The organism is Luteimicrobium sp. NPDC057192 (genome assembly GCF_042670205.1).
Taxonomy (GTDB): Bacteria; Actinomycetota; Actinomycetes; order Actinomycetales; family Cellulomonadaceae; genus Luteimicrobium.
Window position 1 is genome coordinate 17777 of sequence record NZ_JBHUWD010000043.1, and the last position, 17217, is coordinate 34993.

Here is a 17217-nt window from a genome sequence, read left to right on the forward strand (position 1 = left end):
GGGACGGCCGTCCGGGACGGTGGTCCCACAGCATCATCGCGGCCGCGCACGGCGCAGCGTGCCCCCCCGCTGCATCGCGTCGCGGACCTCGCCGACGAGCTCCTCGAGGATGTCCTCGAGGAAGACGACACCGACCGGGACGTCCCCGTCACGGACGAGCGCGAGGTGCGCTCCCGAGCGCTGCATGGCCTGCAGCACGGCCTCGATCTCGTCGTCCGGCCCGGCCACCGCGAGCACCCGCACCCGCCAGGACGGCACGGGCTCGTCGCGGTCCCCGTTCGTCGCGTAGAGCACGTCCTTGAGGTGGAGGTAGCCCACGGGCTCGTCCCCGCGGACGACGGGGAAGCGGCTGAAGCCCGTGCGGGTCACGAGGTGCTCCACGTCGTCGGGCGTGCAGCCCTGTGCGACGGTCACGAGGTCCGCGAGCGGGACCATGACCTCGCGCGCGGTGCGCTCGGAGAACTCGATCGCCCCCGTGAGCAGCCCCTGCTCGTCCTGGAGGACGCCCTCCGCCGCCGAGTGCTCGACGATCGACTGGACCTCCTCCACGGTGAAGGCGGAGGCGACCGCGTCGCGCGGCTCGACACCCGCGAGCCGGACCGCGTGGTTCGCGAGCCAGTTGAGCGCGCCGATCACCGGGCGCAGGGCCCGGGCGAGCAGCACGAGCGGCGGCGCGAAGAGCATCACCGCCCGGTCGGGGCCCGAGACCGCGAGGTTCTTCGGCACCATCTCGCCGAGCACCACGTGCAGGTAGACCACGACCGCGAGCGCGAGCACGAGCGCGATGGGGTGGGCGAGCGCGGGGCTCGCGCCGAGCGCGTGCAGCGGCACCTCGACGAGGTGCGCGAGCGCGGGCTCCGCGACGATGCCGAGGCCCGTCGAGCACACGGTCACGCCGAGCTGCGCGCACGCGAGCATCAGCGAGACGTGCTCCATCGCGTAGAGCACGGTGCGGGCGCGGACGTTCCCGGCCTCGGCGAGCGGCTCGATCGAGCTGCGGCGCGCCGACAGGACGGAGAACTCGGCGCCGACGAAGAACGCGTTGCCGAGGAGCAGGACGATGCCGAGGATCAGGCCGGCCGTGGAGCTCATGCCGCACCCCCGTCCGTCGTCGCCGCGGGGGCGGACGGCTCGCCGCCCGTCCCCCGGACGTCGCTCACCCGGAGCTGCTCGACGCGCCGGCCGTCCATCACGTCCACGCGCAGGCGCACGCCCGCGACCTCGACCTCGTCGCCGACGGCCGGCACGCGCCCGAGCTCGGTCATGACGAGGCCGCCGAGCGTCTCGTAGGCCCCCGACTCGGGGACCTCGAGGCCGGTCTGCTCGGTGAGCTCGTCGGGGCGCAGCTGGCCCTGCACGCGCCACGACCCGTCGCGCAGCCGGCGCACGCCGACCTCGCGAGCGTCGTGCTCGTCGGACACCTCGCCGACGAGCTCCTCGACGACGTCCTCGAGCGTCACCACGCCCGACGTGCCGCCGTACTCGTCGACGACGACGGCCATCTGGAGCCCGAACCCCCGCAGCTCGACCAGGAGCGGGCCGAGCCCGACGGTCTCGGGGACGCGGGGCGCGTCGACCATGAGCGCGGCCACGGGGACGTCGGCCCGCCGCTCGGCCGGCACGGACACCGCGCGGCGCACGTGCACGAGGCCCACGACGTCGTCACGGTCGCGATCGATCACGGGGAACCGCGAGTGCCCGGTCGCTCGCACGACGTCGAGCAGCGCGGCCGCGGACGCCTCCTTGTGCAGGACGTCCATCCGCAGCCGGTCCGTCATGACGTCGACCGCGGTCAGCTCCTCGAGGTCGATGGTGTTGGTGAGGAGCGTCGCGACGCTCTCCTCGAGGGTGCCCTCGGCGGCGGAGCGCCGCACGAGCGCCGCGAGCTCGGTCGACGACCGCGCCCCCGACAGCTCCTCGACGGGCTCGACGCCGACCCGGCGCAGCAGGGCGTTCGCCGACCCGTTGAGCACGACGACGACCGGCCGGGCGGCCATGGTGAAGGCACGCTGCAGCGGCACGACGAGCCGCGCCGTCGGGTACGGGAGCGAGAGCGCGAAGTTCTTGGGGATGAGCTCGCCGAACAGCATCGAGAACACGTTGACCACGACGAGCGCGAGGATCCCCGCGAGCGCCACGGCGACCCCGCGCGCGAGCGCGGTGTGCCCGAGCCCCGCCACGACGAGGTCGTAAAGCGCGGGCTGGGCGGTGTAGCCGAGCAGGATCGTCGTGACCGTGATGCCGACCTGCGCCGAGGACAGCTCGGTGGACAGCTCCGAGAGGGCGCTGCGGACGCTGCGGTCGCGCCGGTCGGGCGCGCCGGAGCCGCCGGAGCCCTTGAGGACGGCGGGGTCGAGCGTGACGAGCGCGAACTCGCTCGCGACGAACACCGCGGTCCCGGCCGTGAGCACGACGCCGAGAAGGAGGAGGAGCCAGTCGCTCAGCACGTGGCGGACACCACCGGCGCGGGGGACGGCCGCCCGGTCACGCGCACGGCGCGAGCGGGGCGGGAGGGACGCGAGGACCTATGTCGTGGGTCGTCACCGTTCATGGTGCGCACCATCGTATCCAGGCGTCGCGGCAGCCGGCGCACGGCACCCCCGCGACGCGCCGGCGCCGACCTCTCGTGCGCGCCGCCGACGCCGTTCCTCGCCCCCCTCGCCACGGCCTGAGCGCCGCTCGGGACCGGGTGGGCGTGCAGGTCCGCACAGGACCCGCACCGAACCTCCCGCGCTCGCACAGGCCGCGCCAACGCGACCTCCGGGCAGTTCGCACCCCTGTGTGCCAGTCTTTCCCTATGGCACCGAGCTCTCTGCCGTCCGGACAGCCGGGCGGTCGTCCGAACGTCCCCGCCGGCAACGTCGTCGGACGGCCCTCCCCTCGTCCGACGGGCGAGCCGAACGCGACCGTCCTCGTCGTCGAGGACGAGCCCGCCATCGCGACCGCGATCGCCCAGCGCCTCACGGCCGAGGGCTGGCGGGTCGAGGTCGCGCGCGACGGGTTGTCCGGGGTCGACGCCGCGCTGCGGCTGCGGCCGGACGTCGTCGTCCTCGACGTCATGCTGCCGGGCATCGACGGCCTCGAGGTCACGCGGCGGATCCAGGCCGAGCACCCCATGCCGATCCTCATGCTGACGGCGCGCGACGACGAGACCGACATGATCATCGGCCTCGGCGTGGGCGCCGACGACTACATGACCAAGCCGTTCTCGATGCGCGAGCTCGTCGCGCGCCTCAAGGCCCTGCTGCGGCGCGTGGACCGCGCGGCCCAGGTGGCGTCGTCGCCGGTCGCCCAGCCGCCCATCGAGGTCGGCGACGTGACCATCGACCAGGCGCAGCGACGCGTGTACCGCGCGGGCGACGAGGTCCACCTCACGCCCACGGAGTTCGAGCTCCTCGTGATGCTCGCGAGCTCGCCCAAGACCGTGCTCACGCGCGAGAAGCTCCTCGCCGAGGTGTGGGACTGGGCCGACGCGTCCGGCACGCGGACGGTCGACTCCCACATCAAGGCGCTGCGGCGCAAGCTCGGGGCCGACCTCATCCGGACGGTGCACGGCGTGGGGTACGCGTTCGAGCCGACGGCATGAGCCGCGCCGGCGAGCGCGCCGGGAACCGGATCGCGCGCGTCCCGGACGTGCGCCCGCTGGACCGCTTCCAGTCGATCCGGATCAAGCTCGGCATCCTCGTCGCGGCGACGGTCACGTTCGCGGCGTTCGTGACGTGGCTCGGCCTGCGCAACCACCTCGGGCCGTCCCGCACGCTGCCGCTCGCGATCGTGCTGTCGCTGCTGCTCACGCAGGTCCTTGCGCGCGGGATGACGTCGCCGCTGCGCGAGATGACGGCCGCGGCGCGCGCGATGGCCGACGGCGACTACACGCGCCGGGTCACCGCGTCGAGCCGCGACGAGGTGGGCCAGCTCGCGGGCGCGTTCAACCAGATGGCGAGCGACCTCGCGGCGTCCGACCAGGTGCGCCGCGACCTCATCGCCAACGTGTCGCACGAGCTGCGCACGCCCGTCGCCGCCCTGCACGCCCAGCTCGAGAACGTCGTCGACGGCGTCACGCCCGCGACCCCCGCGACGCTCCAGCAGGCCCTGACCCAGACCGAGCGGCTCTCGCGCCTCGTCGCCTACCTGCTCGACCTGTCGCGCATCGAGGCCGGCGCCGCGGCGCTCAACTACGAGAAGATCCCGCTCGGCGACTTCCTCGAGGAGGTCGCGGAGTCGGTGTCCATGCTCGACGCCGGCAAGCAGCTGCGCTACGTCGTCGACGTGACACCCGAGGACATCGAGCTCGAGGCCGACCCGGTCCGCCTCGACCAGGTCGTCACCAACCTCCTCCACAACGCGATCCGGTACTCCCCCCAGGGCGGACAGATCCTCCTCGAGGCGACGCTCGAGCCCGGCGGCGACCGGGTCGTCGTCGACGTCGTCGACGAGGGGCCGGGGATCGACCCCCAGGACCGCGGGCGGATCTTCGACCGGTTCCAGCGCGGCTCGGCGACGGCGCAGCTCGGCTCGACGTCGACGGGCGGCACGGGCATCGGGCTCGCCATCGTCCGGTGGGCCGTCGACCTCCACGGCGGCACGATCGAGGTCGCCGACGACGACGGCCGGGGCGCTCGCATGCGCCTGCGGCTCCCCGTCCGTGCGCCCCGCCCGGCGCGCGGCACGACGCGCTGAGCGGACACGCGATGGTGACGTGCGTCACGTCGGCGCGGCAGGCGGGTGAAAAGGGCCTCGCGAATACCGAGAGATGGGCTTCGACAACCCCCCTTTTTCGCTCCGGTCGAGGAGGATTTGCCCTTCTGTTGCCGCCCGTAGAGCCGACGTGAAGATCCGCGGGATTGCTCGCGTCGCGGGCGGCCGATCGACCCGTGACTGGTGCGCCGAGGGCCTACGCTTGCCAGGAGGGGCGCTGCTCTGCGTCCCGACGAGCAGACACGAAACGTGTGAAAGTGGGCGATCCCCGAGTGTCCCCGAAGGCTGAGTCAGAGTCGATCAGCGCGCTGCGCGCCTCGTTCGGTGCGAACGAGTGGCTGGTCGACGAGCTCTACGACCAGTACCGCGCCGACAAGAACTCCGTCGATCCGGCGTGGTGGGAGTTCTTCGAGGACTACCGCCCGGACGGCGACGGCGCCCCGGCCGACGTCGCCCCGGCGAGCGCGACCGCCCCCGCCGGAAGCGCGACGAACGGCACGTCCCACGCGGCCGCCGCTCCGGCGGCACCCGCGCCGACCACCACCCCCGCACCGGCCGCGACTCCCACCCCGAAGGCCGTGCAGCACGCGTCGACGCCCGCGCTCCCGGCCGAGCCGAGCGCCCCGAGCCCGACGGCCCCGCCCCGCCCGGTCGCGACGGCGCAGCCCGCGACCGCCCCGTACGCCGACGTCCCGGTCGCGCGCTCCGCGAACGCGCTGCCCGCCGAGGCCGCCGACGAGCCGACCAAGCTCCGCGGCCCCGCGGCCCGCGTCGTGACGAACATGGAGGCCAGCCTCCAGGTGCCGACGGCCACGTCGGTCCGCGCGGTCCCGGCCAAGCTCCTGGTCGACAACCGCATCGTCATCAACAACCACCTCGCGCGCACGCGCGGCGGCAAGATCTCGTTCACGCACCTCATCGGCTTCGCGCTGATCGAGGCCGTCGGCGAGATGCCGTCGATGAACGCGTCGTACACGCAGGTCGACGGCAAGCCGGGCATCCTCAACCCCGCGCACGTCAACCTCGGCATCGCGATCGACCTGCCCAAGCCCGACGGCTCGCGGCAGCTCGTCGTGCCCGCCATCAAGGGCACGGAGTCCATGGACTTCGCGCAGTTCTGGAACGCGTACGAGGACGTCGTCCGCCGCGCGCGCGGCAACAAGCTCACGGTCGACGACTACAGCGGCGTCACGATCTCCCTCACGAACCCGGGCGGCATCGGCACGGTGCACTCCGTGCCGCGCCTCATGAGCGGCCAGGGCGCGATCGTCGGCGTCGGCGCCATGGACTACCCCGCGGAGTTCGCGGGCGCGTCCGAGGAGCAGCTCGCCCGCCTCGGCGTCTCCAAGGTCGTCACGCTCACCTCGACGTACGACCACCGCATCATCCAGGGCGCCGGCTCCGGCGACTTCCTGCGCGTGATCGGCAACAAGCTCCTCGGCCAGGACGGCTTCTACGACCGCGTCTTCGCGGCGCTGCGGATCCCGTACGAGCCGGTCCGCTGGGCCCGCGACAACAGCACGGACCCCGAGGCGGAGGCCGTCAAGCCCGCCCGCATCGCCGAGCTCATCCACGCCTACCGGTCGCGCGGCCACCTCATGGCCGACACCGACCCGCTGACGTACCGCCAGCGCAAGCACCCCGACCTCGACATCCAGAACCACGGCCTCACGCTGTGGGACCTCGAGCGCACGTTCCCGACGACGGGCTTCGGCGGCAAGACCCAGGACACCCTGAGGAACATCCTCGGGCTCCTCCGCGACGCCTACTGCCGCACCATCGGGTTCGAGTACATGCACATCGCGGACCCGGCGCAGCGCAAGTGGATCCAGGAGCGCCTCGAGGCCGGCTACGCCCGGACCCCGCGCGAGGACCAGCTCCGGATCCTGCGCCGCCTCAACTCCGCCGAGGCGTTCGAGACGTTCCTCCAGACGAAGTTCGTCGGGCAGAAGCGGTTCTCGCTCGAGGGCGGCGAGTCCGTCATCCCGCTGCTCGACGCGATCCTGTCGCGCGCCGCGGAGAACGGCCTCGACGAGGTCTGCATCGGCATGGCCCACCGCGGCCGCCTCAACGTGCTCGCGAACATCGCCGGCAAGAGCTACGCGCAGATCTTCGCGGAGTTCGAGGGCAACGTGGACCCGAAGTCGGTCCAGGGCTCCGGCGACGTCAAGTACCACCTCGGCACCGAGGGCACGTTCACCGCGGAGTCCGGCGCGCAGACGCAGGTCTACCTCGCGGCGAACCCGTCGCACCTGGAGGCCGTCGACCCGGTCCTCGAGGGCATCGTCCGCGCCAAGCAGGACCTCATCGACCTCGGCGGCGACGGCTTCTCCGTGCTGCCGCTGATGATCCACGGCGACGCGGCCTTCGCGGGCCAGGGCGTCGTGGCCGAGGTGCTCAACCTGTCGCAGCTGCGCGGGTACCGCACGGGCGGCACGATCCACGTCGTCATCAACAACCAGGTCGGCTTCACCACCGCCCCGTCGTCGTCGCGCTCGACGACGTACGCGACCGACATCGCCAAGGGCTACCAGATCCCGATCTTCCACGTGAACGGCGACGACCCCGAGGCGTGCGTGCGCGTCGCGGAGCTCGCCTTCGCGTTCCGCGAGCAGTTCGACCGCGACGTCATCATCGACATGGTCTGCTACCGCCGCCGTGGCCACAACGAGGGCGACGACCCGTCGATGACGCAGCCGCTCATGTACAACCTCATCGAGGCCAAGCGGTCGGTCCGCAAGATCTACACGGAGAACCTCGTGGCCCGCGGCGACCTGACGGTCGAGGAGGCCGAGCAGGCGCTCAAGGACTACCAGACGCAGCTCGAGCGCGTCTTCACCGAGACCCGCGAGGGCGGCTACACGCCGCCGGCGGACACCGAGCCCATCGCGGGCCTGGAGCGGCCGGAGTCGCAGCGCGAGGACGCGGGCACGGTCGTCGGCTGGAAGACGGCGATCAGCCCTGCCGTGCTCGAGCGCGTCGGCGCGGTGCAGGTCGCCGCGCCGGAGGGCTTCACGGTCCACCCCAAGCTCCAGCAGATGCTCGCGAAGCGCCAGGAGATGTCGACGCAGGGCGGGATCGACTGGGGCTTCGGCGAGCTCGTCGCGTTCGGGTCGCTGCTCATGGAGGGCACGCCCGTGCGCCTTGCGGGCCAGGACTCGCGCCGCGGCACCTTCGTGCAGCGTCACGCCGTCCTGCACGACCGCGAGACCGGCGCCGAGTGGACCCCCTTGCTGTACCTGTCGGCGGACCAGGAGAAGTTCTGGGTCTACGACTCGTCCCTGTCGGAGTACGCCGCTCTCGGCTTCGAGTACGGCTACTCGGTCGAGCGACCCGACGCCCTGGTCCTGTGGGAGGCGCAGTTCGGCGACTTCGTCAACGGCGCCCAGACGGTGATCGACGAGTTCATCTCCTCGGCCGAGCAGAAGTGGGGCCAGAACGCCTCCCTCGTCATGCTCCTCCCCCACGGCTACGAGGGTCAGGGGCCCGACCACAGCTCGGCGCGCATCGAGCGCTTCCTCCAGATGTGCGCGGAGAAGAACCTCACGGTCGCGCAGCCGTCCACGCCGGCGTCGTACTTCCACCTGCTGCGCCAGCAGGCGTACGCCCGGCCGCGGCGCCCGCTCGTCGTCTTCACCCCGAAGCAGCTCCTCCGCCTCAAGGCGGCGGCGTCGGGCGTGGAGGAGTTCACGAGCGGCACGTTCCGTCCGGTGATCGGCGACGCCACGGCGGACTCGACCAAGGTCACCCGCGTGCTCCTGTGCACCGGCCGCGTCTACTACGACCTCCTCGCCGAGCGCGCCGCGCGCAAGGACGACAGCGTCGCGATCGTCCGGCTCGAGCAGCTCTACCCGTTCCCCGAGGACGAGATCCGTGAGGAGCTCGGCCGCTACGCCACGGCCGACGTCGTGTGGGTGCAGGACGAGCCGGAGAACCAGGGCGCCTGGTCGTACGTCCACATCAACCTGCCCGACGACCTGCCCGAGGTCCGCGTCGTGTCCCGTCCGGCGTCCGCGTCGACGGCGGCGGGCACCGCCAAGAAGCACAAGGCGGAGGCGGCGACGCTGCTGGAGCAGGCGTTCGGACGCTGATCAGCACGTGACGGGGCCCGGCGGCCGGTGCGGTCGCCGGGCCCCGTGCCGTCCGAGCGAGCAGACTGGACGGCGCACACCCCTGCCTGCACCATCGCAGGGGCCACCTGGTCCTCGACCTGACACCGTCGCCGGTGTACGGGCGGGGCCAAGAACGAGGGGAAGACCCGTGGAACACCACCTCCTGGGCCGCACCGGCCGTCTCGTGTCCGTCGTCGGACTGGGGACCTGGCAGCTCGGCACCGACTGGGGAGACGTCAGCGAGGCCGACGCGCACGCCGTCATCGACGCGGCGCTCGAGGCGGGCGTGACGTTCGTCGACACGGCCGACGTGTACGGCGACGGACGCAGCGAGCAGCTCATCGGCTCGTACCTGGCCGAGCACCCGGACGCCCCGGTCACCGTCGCCACCAAGATGGGCCGGCGCGTCGAGCAGGTCCCCGAGGCGTACACGCTCGAGGCGTTCCGCGGCTGGATCGACCGGTCGCGCACCAACCTGCGCACCGACCGGCTCGACCTGGTCCAGCTCCACTGCCCGCCGACCCCGGTCTTCTCCGACGACGCCGTCTTCGACGCTCTCGACACGCTCGTCGACGAGGGCGCGATCGCTGCGTACGGCGTGAGCGTCGAGACGACCGCGGAGGCCCTCACGGCGATCGCGCGCCCGAACGTCGCGACCGTGCAGATCATCCTCAACGCGTTCCGGCTCAAGCCCTTCGACGAGGTCCTCCCGGCGGCGTCCGAGGCCGGCGTCGGGATCATCGCGCGCGTCCCGCTCGCGTCCGGCCTGCTGTCGGGCCGGTACACCGCGCAGACGACGTTCCCGGAGAGCGACCACCGCACGTACAACCGGAACGGTGAGGCGTTCGACGTCGGCGAGACCTTCTCGGGCGTCGACTACGCCACGGGCGTCGAGGCGGCGCAGGAGTTCGCCCGGCTCGTCGACGAGCTCGACACGTCCGCCGAGGGTGGCACGACGCTCACGCCCGCCCAGGCCGCGATCGCCTGGCTGTGGCAGCAGCCGGGCGTCTCCACCGTGATCCCCGGCGCGCGCAGCGCCGACCAGGCCCGGGCGAACGCGGCCGCGGGCTCGGCCCGCGTGCTGGGCCCGACCTTCGAGCGCGGCGTCCGCCGCATCTACGACGAGCGCTTCCGCGCCGTCCTGCACGAGAAGTGGTGACCAGGTGACCGACACGACGACGACCCCGACGACGGCTGCGACCGCGCACCCCGCCCACGCGCCGTCAGGCGCACAGGTGGTCCTGCGCCACGGCGGGCACGAGGCGGTGGTGACCGAGGTGGGCGCCACGCTGCGCGCGTACACGGTCGACGGCCTCGACGTGGTCCAGCCCTACGACGAGAGCGAGATCGCACCGGCGAGCCACGGCGCGGTGCTCGCGCCCTGGCCGAACCGGCTGCGCGACGGCGCGTACACGTTCGACGGCACGGACCACCAGGTCCCCGTCAACGAGGTCGCCCGCATGACGGCGCTCCACGGGCTGGTGTGCTGGGTCCGCTTCGAGGTCTCCGCCCGGACGACCACCGAGGCCGAGGACGCGGTCGAGCTGACGCACCGGATCGTCCAGACCTCCGGGTACCCGTTCGACGTGGCGCTGACCGTCCGGTACGCGCTCACGGACGCGGGCCTGACCGTCACGACGACCGCCACGAACGACGGTGCGCACCGCGCGCCCTACGGCGTGGGCTTCCACCCGTGGCTCTCCACGCGCGGCGCAGCGGTCGACGACTGCACCCTGCGTCTCGACGCCGACACCCGGATCACCACCGACGACCGTCTCCTGCCGGTGGGCACCGAGCCCGTCGCGGGGCCCTACGACCACCGGGTCGCCCAGGCGCTCGCGGGCGCGACGCTCGACGACGCGTTCGTCGGCGTGCTGCGCGACGCGGACGGCCTCTCGTGGGCCGAGCTCGCCACGCCGGACGGCCGCACGACGCGTCTGTGGATGGACGAGACGTTCGGCTCGTGGCAGGTGTGCACGGGCGACTTCATCAACCCGCCGAGCATCCGCCGCAGCGCCGTGGCCGTCGAGCCGCAGACCTGCTACGCCGACGCGTTCCGGACGGGCGAGCTGCTGGTGACGCTCGAGCCGGGCGGCACGCACACCTCGCGCTGGGGCCTGACGCTCGCCTGACCGCGCCGGACGGGCGGCTCCCGGGCAACCGGCGGTCGGTACGTCACAATGAACGGGTGGTGGACGCGGACGGACGGAGCACGGTGCAACAGTCGAGCCAGAAGGGTCGGCCCGGCCAGCCCGGTGCCGTGCCCGCGGCGGCGTCCGGGGCGGGGGACGACCGGTCCGAGCTGCGGGTCTGCGTCGTCGGGGACGAGCTGGTCGCGGGCGCGGGCGACGCGCGGGGCCTGGGCTGGACGGGCCGCGTCGCGGCACGGACGCGGTTCGACGGCATCACCGTCCTGATGCCGCTGGCCATCCCCGGCGAGGGCTCGACGGCCTTGTCGCAGCGCTGGGACTCGGAGACCTCACGCCGCTTCTCTGCCGCGCCGGGCGCGGACAACCGCCTCGTCGTGGCGCTCGGCCGGCACGACGTCGACACCGACCTCTCGCTCGCGCGGAGCCGGCTCAACCTGGCGAACGTCCTCGACGTCGCGGAGCAGCGCCGCCTGCCGACGTTCGTCGTCGGGCCGCCGCCCGGTACCGCCGAGCAGAACGGGCGGCTCCAGGAGCTCTCCGAGGCCTACGCGGACGTCGCGAGCCGGCGCCGCGTGCCGTACGTCGACACGTTCGGGCCGCTCGTCGGGCACGAGCAGTGGCTCGGCGACCTCGCCACGGGCCCCACGGGGATGCCCGGGCAGGCCGGCTACGGCCTCATGGCGTGGCTCGTGCTGCACACGGGCTGGCACCAGTGGCTGGGCCTGCCCGACCCCGCCCTGTGAGCCGGACCGCGGCGCGGCGAGCGCGGGTGATCGCAGGCCCGTGAGCAGCGACGCGACCGCGAGCACGGCACCCCTCCCCTCGTCGCCGCAGTCGTGGACGGCGCCGCTCTAGCGCAGCGTGGCCCGGATGGCCGCGCGCGCGGAGTCGAGCACGGTCCGCGCGGTCTCGACGGTCACGCGCGTCACGGAGTCCACGGCGTCCGCGCGCCGCAGCTCGGCCCGGAGGTCGTCGCGGAACGCCTGGAGCATCGCGTCCACCTCGCGGCGCGCACGGTTGGACGCCGCCCGTGCCTGGCGGCCGCGGTCGCGCGCGTCGTACGCCGTCCCGCGGGGGCCCCGGCGGGCCTCCTGCCGTGCCTCCTGGGCGGCCAGGGCCAGCTCGGCGCGCAGCCCCTGCATAGAGCTGGCGACGTCGTCGCGCAGCGACTGGGCGCGCTCGCGCACCGTGTCGTCGATGCCCCGCTCGAGCCGGGCGACGTCGTCGGCGCGCCGGGCCAGCTCCCCGCGGCCTACGTCCGTCAGCTCGTACGGCGAGGTGCGGCCCGACGCCGTGCGCCGGACCAGACCTTCCTCCTCGAGCCGGGCCAGGCGAGGGTAGACGGTGCCGGCGCTCGGCCGGTACGTGCCGCCGAACCGGTCCGACAGTGCGGTGATGAGCTCGTAGCCGTGCCGCGGCCCGTCGGCGAGGAGCGCGAGCAGGTAGAGCCGCAGCTCGCCGTGCGCGAAGACGGAGACCATCAGGCGCCCTGCCCGTCGGACGAGGCGGGGACGGCCCCGGCCTCCCCCTCGGGCACGTGCCGCTCGAGGACCGTGAGGTCGCCCGAGACGACGCTCACGGTCACGGCGCCCAACGGTTCCGAGCCGGGTACCACGACGCCCTTGTGCCGCGGGTCGGTGTACGGGACGCCGTCGACCGTGACCCGCCCCGAGGCGGCGGCGAGCTTGAGCGTGAGGCGGTGGACCTCGGGCGCCCGCAGGACGACGTCGCCCGAGACCGCGGAGATCTTCGCCGTCCTCGGGGTGGCGGTGAGGTCGAGCGTGACGTCACCGGAGACGGTGCTCGCGGTGACCTGCGGGATGTCGCCCGCGAGGGTGACCGTGCCCGACACGGCCGACGACTCGACGTCGCCCGTGTGGTCCCGCACGACGAGCTCGCCCGAGACCGTGCTCGCCTTCAGCGCCCCGGTGCACTGGTCGACGACGACGGGGCCGCTGACCGTCGAGACCTTGGCGGTGCCGCGCAGGCCCGCGACGAGGCCGTCGGCCTTGACGACCGCGAGCTTGAGCGCGACGTCCGCGGGCACGGTGATCTGGACGTCCGCGGACTCGTCGGACCGGAAGAGCCGGAACTTCTCGGCGAAGCCCGCGAAGCTGACGTTCCGGTAGCCGACCTTGAGCGTCCGGCCGGAGACGTCGACCTCGAGCGGGCGGCCCGTGAGCGCGTGGACCTCCACGCGCGCACCCGGCCCGTCGCCGGCGACGATGTCCACCCGCCCGCGCACGAGCGTGACCTCGAGCGCGTCGAGCGCGTCGGTGATCTCGATCGTGGCAGGCTCGGCCACGGTCCAGTGCTGCCCCATCGGTGTCTCCGTCCGTCAGCGCCTCGCGACGCGATATATCTCGTCCTCCGGCCACACGATATATCGCGTCGGCGGACGGAGCAACCCCCACCGTGTGGGACCATGGAGGGCGAAACCCCCGAACCTCGAAGGAGACAGCCATGAGCAAGCGCGGGCGCAAGCGTCGCAGCCGCAAGGGCAACGCCGCCAACCACGGCCGTCGTCCCAACGCCTGAGCATCCCTCAGGCAGGGCACGGCACGAGGCCCCGGTCTCCTCACGGAGACCGGGGCCTCGTCATATCCGGTGGCACGCGCCGACGCGTCCGCGGCAGCATGACCGGATGGACGTCGTCGCGGAGCTCCGTGCCCGAGAAGTGATCTTCCACCGCTCGCCGCCAGGCTCAGGCCGGGCGGTCCTCGAGGCGATCGCCGCTCCCGACTACTGGGAGGTCGGCGCGTCCGGGGCCGTGTATGCGCGGAACGACGTCCTGGACGTCGTCGCCGCCCGCTACGCCGCCGGCGTCGGGCACGACGAGCCGTGGCACGTCCGGGACTTCGCGGTCCAGCGGCTGTCCGACGACACCTGGCTCGCGACGTACGGGCTCGACCAAGGAGACCGGATCACCCGGCGGGCGACCATCTGGACGCGGCACGGCGACGACTGGGTCGCCCGGTACCACCAGGGCACCCTCGTGCGCGACGTGAGTCCGGAGGTCATGCCCCCCGCGTGATCACCGCGGTCGCCGAGAACTGCGCGTACAGCCGGGCGCGCAGCGTCGCCGGGGCGCGGTCGGCGCACGACCGGCGCAGCAGCTGGCGCACCAGCTCGTCGAGGCTCAGCTCCGCCAGGCACGGCGAGCAGTGCGCGAGGTGCGCCCGCATCCGTGCGGCGTCGTCCTCGGTCATCTCCGAGTCCAGGTACTCCCACAGGTGCCCGACGACGTGGTCGCACTCCCCGCCCTCGCCCATGGCGTGCGGGATGGGCTCGATACCCTCGGCGTCCCCGCCGAGACCGGCCGCGGAGCGGTCGACGTCCATGTCGCCGCAGTCCCCGGCAGGAACGTTCCTGCTCACGACTGACCTCCCGTGCTCGTCCCCACGAGCCCTCGATCCTGTGCGTAGTCCGCCAGCAGCTCGCGCAGCTGACGGCGCCCCCGGTGCAGACGCGACATCACGGTGCCGATCGGCGTCCCCATGATCTCCGCGATCTCCTTGTACGGGAAGCCCTCGACGTCCGCGTAGTACACGGCCATGCGGCGGTCCTCCGGGAGCTGCTGCAGGGCAGCCTTGATGTCGGAGTCCGGCAGCCGGTCCAGCGCCTCGGCCTCGGCCGAGCGCAGCCCCTGCGACGTGTGCGACGCGGCGCGCGCGATCTGCCAGTCCTCGACGTCCTCCGCGTTCGACTGCAGCGGCTCGCGCTGCTTCTTGCGGTAGGAGTTGATGAAGGTGTTCGTAAGGATGCGGTACAGCCACGCCTTGAGGTTGGTCCCCGGCTTGTACTGGTGGAACGCCGCGTACGCCTTGGTGAACGTCTCCTGAACGAGGTCCTCGGCGTCGGCCGGGTTGCGCGTCATGCGGAGCGCGGCCGAGTAGAGCTGGTCGAGGTACGCCAGCGCGTCGCGCTCGAACCGCGCGGCGCGGGCCGCCTCGTCCTCGGTGGAGGGCGCGCGGTCGGTGTCGTCCGGGTCGACGTCGATCGTCGGGGCGGGCGAACCGGCGCCGTCGAGCGTGGCCGCCGGGTCCCGTGGGGTCTCAGTCATCGTCTCCGAGCCTAGTCCCCGAACCTGCGCTGGGCCCGAGGTCGCCGCGCGCCCCGCGGATCCCCGCGGGGCCAGACGCACCTCCGGCCATGCGACGGCCGTGCCGTCGCCGAACGGGCCCGGCCGCGACTCGGACCGGACCGCAGGACTCTGGAGCACACCGCACGTCACGGAAGGCAGAACGTCTCCCCGGGCACAGAACATTCCCGGACTCTGCCGCGGCGGGCGTCGCCCGGGGCCGACGTCCGCCCTGGCGCGGGGCAGACGGCGACCGGCGGGCCGCGCCGCGGGTGGCGGACGGCCCGACGGTGCGACAGTCTGGACGGATGCTGCTGCGACACCTCGCCCGCCCGCTGCTCGCCGTGCCGTTCGTGTACGACGGGGTGAGCGCCGCGCTCCGGCCCGCGCCGCACGTCGAGGTAGCCGAGGCCGCGCTCGACCAGGTCGGTGCCGTCGTGCCGGCCGTGCGCGAGGCGACCCGCGGCAGGGTCGCGCTGGTCGTCCGGGTGCACGGCGCACTGACGGCCGTGGCGGGCCTCTTCCTGGCTGCCCACAAGGCCCCGCGCACCGCTGCGCTGGCTCTCGCCGCGCTCACCGCACCGCTGGCTCTCGCGAGCCAGCCCGTGACGCGCGGCCCCGGCGCGCGTGACGAGCGGACCGGTCGGTTCGTCAAGGCGCTCGGCCTCACGGGCGCCGCGCTGCTCGCGGCCGCCGACACCGAGGGCAGGCCGGGAGTGCAGTGGCGCGTCAAGCACGCGCGGGACGAGCGGCACGCCCGCCACGCGGCCGTCGACGAGGCGGTGCGAGCGGCCACCGGCGACGACGCCTAGGGGCAGCTGGTTCGGGCGCGTGACGGCCGGCAGCGCGGACGTCAGGTAGCGGGAACGTCCCTTATCACGATTTGGCATCGGTTTCGTCCGGATGCCCCGTTTTCATCCGGTCATATCTGGACATATCGCCCCAACTTCTCGTTTGCGTGCGTTGCGGACCCCTGGGACCCGCGGCGACCCGCCCTCTCGCTCGCTTAGGCTGCGGTCGCCTGTCGACCGAAACTGAAGAAGCGAGCCCGCACCGATGACTGCTGCACGCAGGCGACTTGGCGTCGCCACCACCCTCGCCGCTCTGGCCCTCCTCGGGCTCTCCTCCGCGCCCGCCGCGCTGGCCTCCCCGACGATCGCGACCACGACCGTCGCCACCGGGGGCGGCCACGGCCAGGACACCTGCCCGCAGGACGACGGGTGGAAGAAGTTCGACGACCTGACCGGCCTCACGTACGTCGCGAAGGCCGACCCCGGCTACGTCATCGACGCGTACTGCGTGAAGTCCTCGACGACCGTGGCCTACGAGACCGTGTCGCCCGCCACCTCCGAGGTCACCGTCACGACGCCCTCGAAGAACAAGCAGGGCGTCCAGCAGAACATCAGCCACGTGACGATCCACGAGGTGAAGCAGGACGACTTCACGTGGGACTGGCCGTACGCCGCGCCCACGTGCAAGAAGGGCGTCACCGTCGACTACCCGGCCGACCTCCCGGCCGGCCAGGCGAACGACGTGAACGTCACGGTCACGAACCTCGAGACCGGCGAGCAGCGGACCTTCAACTTCCACAAGGACCAGGGCACCTGGACCGGCACGCAGCACTTCAACCCCGCCGACGCCGAGAACTGGCCCGGCTGGAAGCAGTACGCCTACACGTGGGTCCAGGTCGCCGGGACCAACTACCACTGGCAGGACCAGGTCGAGTGCGGGTGCCCGAACCCCGCCACCACGACGCCGGCCCCGACCACGACCACGACGCCGGCCGCCACCGAGGAGACCACTGCTCCGGCCGAGGACAGCACGGAGGAGACTCCCGCCGACACGCCGTCCGGCACGCCGGACGCCGACTCGACCACGCCGAGCGAAGCACCGACGCCGGACGAGTCCACGCCTGACGCGTCGCAGCTCTCGTCCGCCACCTCCCCCGCCGCGACGCCCGAGGCGACCACGGTCGTCCTCGCCGCCGGCGGCACCGCGACCCCGTCCGCCGACGCCGCGAGCTCGGCCGGCGACCTCGCGGAGACCGGCGCGAACGTCCTGCCGTACGTCATCGGGGCGGTGCTGCTCGTGGCCGCGGGCGCGACGCTGGTCGTCGTCCGCCGTCGCACGGCCTGAGCCTCGCTCGGCCCGCGGGCGCACCGGTCCGGTGCGCCCG

At 73.2% G+C, this 17217-nt stretch carries 16 protein-coding genes; 10 read left to right on the top strand and 6 right to left on the bottom strand.

Annotation, left to right across the window (positions count from 1 at the left end; translation table 11 throughout):
* Positions 1–33: 33 nt before the first annotated feature.
* Together ACFT5B_RS17245 and ACFT5B_RS17250 are read right to left on the bottom strand one after the other, a co-directional pair.
* The gene (locus tag ACFT5B_RS17245) at positions 34–1092 is read right to left on the bottom strand and encodes a hemolysin family protein (RefSeq protein WP_386800405.1); all 1059 of its coding nucleotides are present in this window, start codon (positions 1090–1092) and stop codon (positions 34–36) included.
* Positions 1089–2447, bottom strand: coding sequence for a hemolysin family protein (locus ACFT5B_RS17250; protein ID WP_386800406.1), 1359 nt, complete (start codon positions 2445–2447; stop codon positions 1089–1091). The genes ACFT5B_RS17245 and ACFT5B_RS17250 overlap by 4 nt, the downstream gene beginning before the upstream one ends.
* A 350-nt stretch (positions 2448–2797) precedes the next feature.
* On the opposite strand from ACFT5B_RS17250, the gene ACFT5B_RS17255 reads away from it, so the two are divergent.
* The 6 genes from ACFT5B_RS17255 (at position 2798) to ACFT5B_RS17280 (ending at position 11703) form a co-directional block, all read left to right on the top strand.
* Positions 2798–3586 (top strand): response regulator transcription factor, encoded by a 789-nt coding sequence (locus tag ACFT5B_RS17255; protein WP_386800407.1) that lies wholly within the window; start codon positions 2798–2800, stop codon positions 3584–3586.
* Entirely contained in the window at positions 3583–4680 is a 1098-nt protein-coding gene (locus tag ACFT5B_RS17260) for an ATP-binding protein (RefSeq protein WP_386800408.1), read from the top strand. The genes ACFT5B_RS17255 and ACFT5B_RS17260 overlap by 4 nt, the downstream gene beginning before the upstream one ends.
* Before the next feature lie 290 nt (positions 4681–4970).
* The gene (locus ACFT5B_RS17265; RefSeq protein ID WP_386800409.1) at positions 4971–8789 is read left to right on the top strand and encodes a multifunctional oxoglutarate decarboxylase/oxoglutarate dehydrogenase thiamine pyrophosphate-binding subunit/dihydrolipoyllysine-residue succinyltransferase subunit; all 3819 of its coding nucleotides are present in this window, start codon (positions 4971–4973) and stop codon (positions 8787–8789) included.
* A 169-nt stretch (positions 8790–8958) separates the two neighbouring features.
* Positions 8959–9969, top strand: coding sequence for an aldo/keto reductase (locus ACFT5B_RS17270; protein ID WP_386800410.1), 1011 nt, complete (start codon positions 8959–8961; stop codon positions 9967–9969).
* Positions 9970–9973: 4 nt separating this feature from the next.
* The gene (locus ACFT5B_RS17275) at positions 9974–10942 is read left to right on the top strand and encodes an aldose 1-epimerase family protein (protein ID WP_386800411.1); all 969 of its coding nucleotides are present in this window, start codon (positions 9974–9976) and stop codon (positions 10940–10942) included.
* A gap of 170 nt (positions 10943–11112) precedes the next feature.
* Positions 11113–11703, top strand: a complete 591-nt coding sequence (locus ACFT5B_RS17280) for a GDSL-type esterase/lipase family protein (protein WP_386800419.1) — start codon at positions 11113–11115, stop codon at positions 11701–11703.
* 108 nt (positions 11704–11811) lie between these two features.
* Here the strand turns inward: ACFT5B_RS17280 and ACFT5B_RS17285 are convergent, their stop codons facing one another.
* Positions 11812–12441: a PadR family transcriptional regulator gene (locus tag ACFT5B_RS17285; RefSeq protein WP_386800412.1), complete on the bottom strand. Its 630-nt coding sequence runs from the start codon at positions 12439–12441 to the stop codon at positions 11812–11814.
* Positions 12441–13283 carry a DUF4097 domain-containing protein gene (locus ACFT5B_RS17290; protein ID WP_386800413.1) on the bottom strand — a complete coding sequence of 281 codons (843 nt, stop codon included), beginning with the start codon at positions 13281–13283 and terminating at the stop codon, positions 12441–12443. Before ACFT5B_RS17290 ends, ACFT5B_RS17285 begins: the two co-directional genes overlap by 1 nt.
* A 140-nt stretch (positions 13284–13423) precedes the next feature.
* Between ACFT5B_RS17290 and ACFT5B_RS17295 the strand changes: the two genes are divergently transcribed.
* Together ACFT5B_RS17295 and ACFT5B_RS17300 are read left to right on the top strand one after the other, a co-directional pair.
* A complete protein-coding gene (locus ACFT5B_RS17295) occupies positions 13424–13498 on the top strand; it encodes a 50S ribosomal protein bL37 (RefSeq protein WP_098459088.1) in 75 nt (24 codons plus the stop codon).
* 106 nt (positions 13499–13604) lie between these two features.
* Entirely contained in the window at positions 13605–13994 is a 390-nt protein-coding gene (locus ACFT5B_RS17300; protein ID WP_386800414.1) for a DUF4440 domain-containing protein, read from the top strand.
* On the opposite strand, the gene rsrA is transcribed toward ACFT5B_RS17300, so the two are convergent.
* Positions 13978–14337 carry a mycothiol system anti-sigma-R factor gene (gene rsrA / locus ACFT5B_RS17305; RefSeq protein WP_386800415.1) on the bottom strand — a complete coding sequence of 120 codons (360 nt, stop codon included), beginning with the start codon at positions 14335–14337 and terminating at the stop codon, positions 13978–13980. The two genes, ACFT5B_RS17300 and rsrA, sit on opposite strands and share 17 nt — an antisense overlap.
* Complete coding sequence (locus ACFT5B_RS17310) at positions 14334–15023, bottom strand: sigma-70 family RNA polymerase sigma factor (protein WP_386800416.1); 690 nt, start codon at positions 15021–15023, stop codon at positions 14334–14336. Before ACFT5B_RS17310 ends, rsrA begins: the two co-directional genes overlap by 4 nt.
* A gap of 326 nt (positions 15024–15349) precedes the next feature.
* On the opposite strand from ACFT5B_RS17310, the gene ACFT5B_RS17315 reads away from it, so the two are divergent.
* Positions 15350–15853: a DoxX family protein gene (locus ACFT5B_RS17315; RefSeq protein WP_386800417.1), complete on the top strand. Its 504-nt coding sequence runs from the start codon at positions 15350–15352 to the stop codon at positions 15851–15853.
* Between the two features lie 244 nt (positions 15854–16097).
* Positions 16098–17177 (top strand): hypothetical protein, encoded by a 1080-nt coding sequence (locus ACFT5B_RS17320; RefSeq protein WP_386800418.1) that lies wholly within the window; start codon positions 16098–16100, stop codon positions 17175–17177.
* Positions 17178–17217: the final 40 nt, after the last annotated feature.

Bases quoted from the DNA above. Each gene is read 5' to 3' on its own strand.
- ACFT5B_RS17245 (WP_386800405.1), bottom strand. From the start codon at position 1,092: ATGAGCTCCACGGCCGGCCTGATCCTCGGCATCGTCCTGCTCCTCGGC.
- ACFT5B_RS17255 (WP_386800407.1), top strand. From the start codon at position 2,798: ATGGCACCGAGCTCTCTGCCGTCCGGACAGCCGGGCGGTCGTCCGAAC.
- ACFT5B_RS17260 (WP_386800408.1), top strand. From the start codon at position 3,583: ATGAGCCGCGCCGGCGAGCGCGCCGGGAACCGGATCGCGCGCGTCCCG.
- ACFT5B_RS17285 (WP_386800412.1), bottom strand. From the start codon at position 12,441: ATGGTCTCCGTCTTCGCGCACGGCGAGCTGCGGCTCTACCTGCTCGCG.
- ACFT5B_RS17290 (WP_386800413.1), bottom strand. From the start codon at position 13,283: ATGGGGCAGCACTGGACCGTGGCCGAGCCTGCCACGATCGAGATCACC.
- ACFT5B_RS17300 (WP_386800414.1), top strand. From the start codon at position 13,605: ATGGACGTCGTCGCGGAGCTCCGTGCCCGAGAAGTGATCTTCCACCGC.
- ACFT5B_RS17310 (WP_386800416.1), bottom strand. From the start codon at position 15,023: ATGACTGAGACCCCACGGGACCCGGCGGCCACGCTCGACGGCGCCGGT.
- ACFT5B_RS17315 (WP_386800417.1), top strand. From the start codon at position 15,350: ATGCTGCTGCGACACCTCGCCCGCCCGCTGCTCGCCGTGCCGTTCGTG.
- ACFT5B_RS17320 (WP_386800418.1), top strand. From the start codon at position 16,098: ATGACTGCTGCACGCAGGCGACTTGGCGTCGCCACCACCCTCGCCGCT.